The organism is Streptococcus sp. 3613, from assembly GCF_013277375.1.
Classification (GTDB): Bacteria; Bacillota; Bacilli; order Lactobacillales; family Streptococcaceae; genus Streptococcus; species Streptococcus pseudopneumoniae.
In genome coordinates this window covers 1-1,746 of sequence record NZ_VMMV01000121.1, presented here as the reverse complement: position 1 = coordinate 1,746, position 1,746 = coordinate 1, and the positions used below count along the sequence as shown (strand labels likewise).

The window sequence follows — 1,746 nt, the reverse complement described above, 5'->3', positions numbered from 1 at the left end:
GCTATAATAGAGTATGGCATTTATTAAAACAACAACCAACAAAGAAGGACGTACTCATGTCTATCTTGTGGAGGGATATCGAAAAGATGGAAAAGTCAGACAGCGTATTTTGAAAAAATATGGTCTCTTAGATGAACTAGAGGTAGAGGAACCTGATATCTTAGAACGTTTGAAACGTGAGGCAAAGGAAGGTCTACTAACAGAACCTCAATTCTTTCAAGTAAGCTATGACCTACTGGCTCCTATGAATGAGGTGGATCAGTCCTATGGTTGGATGGTCTTGGATAACCTGTTTGAAGAGTTAAAACTAACCGAGTTTCTAAAGACAGTGAAATCGAAATCAGAGTACGATTTGGCTCAAATTTTAAAACTATTAGTTTTTCAGAGAGTCCTCAATCCAGATAGTAAGTTATCTACTTATGCTTCTCAAGTAAACTTATTTGGTCATTGGGAAATAAGCCTCAACGCTATTTATCGTTCGTTAGATAAGTTGGATACCTTGAAAGAAAAACTTCTGCTTCATCTTCATAAAGAAGTGAGTCGCATGACCAAGCGTGAAGCACGTTTAGTTTTCTACGATGTAACGAACTACTACTTTGAAACAGATATCCCCGATGAGACGGTTGTTTCAGTTGATGGTGAAATTCTAAAAGAAGGACTAAGAAGGCGAGGTCCTAGTAAGGAACATCGTCCCAAACCCATTGTCCAATTAGGATTATTTATGGATACGAATGGAATTCCCATCAGTTATAAGTTATTTAGAGGAAATCAAACAGATCCTATTACCTATCTTCCAGCTGTTGAGGAAGTTAAAAAACAGTTTGGAATTGAGCGTATTGTGGTGGTGGCCGATAAGGCTATGAATAGCTCTTACAATATTTCTGAGATGATTCATCAAAAAGATGGATGGCTCTTCTCCCAGAAGCATCGTGGACGGCGTGGCGCCTCAAAGGAGCTACAAACACAAATTCTAAATCCAAACGATTGGCAATTTAATAAGGAGTTGACCTTCGCAAAGAAGTCCTATCTACGTGAACGCAAGCTGGGAACGAAGAAGGATTCTCCACTTGTCAAAGAGAAAGTTCTGATTACTTGGTCTAAGAAATACGCTGATCGAGAACGGATTCGTCGGGAAGGTGCTTTAGAATATGCCAGCCAACTAACCAATGCGGAACTCTTTCGACAGACCAGTAAAAAAGGAGGCAAGAAATATCTAGACCTCCACTATCTGGATGAAAAAACAGGGGAACTAAAGCCTTTTTCCCCACTTGTTACCATTGACCATGAGCAGGTTGATTTTGATGCTCAGTTTGATGGTGTGAATGTTCTTGTAACAAGTGAAGTTGGAATGACAGATGAAGAGATGTTGGAGGCTTATAAAGAGTTAGCTAAGATTGAGGATTGCTTCCGCATCACGAAGACAGAGCTTGAAAGTAGACCTGTTTATGTATGGACAGAAAATCATATACAGGCACATTTTTTGACTTGTTTTATCGCTTTAATTCATCTTCGACTCCTCCAACATCAAATTAATTGGAAGATGAGTCCAAGGAGAATCGCTAATGCTCTCAACAGTGCCAAAGCAACTAGGTTACAAGATAATTACTATAGACTACAAGAAAGTCCAGATATGCAGCTACTAAATAGATTATTAGGCATGGAATGGAACAAAGGGTTCGTGAAGTTTGAAGAACTCAAAAATTACGCCAAAGCTCCATATACAACACCTAAACGAGATTAAAGAAC

Annotated in this window: 1 protein-coding gene; it reads left to right on the top strand. The window is 38.9% G+C overall.

The features are described 5' to 3' along the window. The first annotated feature begins 13 nt into the window (after positions 1-13). On the top strand, positions 14-1,741 hold the full coding sequence (locus HT708_RS11065; protein WP_050302804.1) for an IS1634 family transposase: 1,728 nt from the start codon (positions 14-16) through the stop codon (positions 1,739-1,741). Positions 1,742-1,746 lie beyond the last annotated feature (5 nt).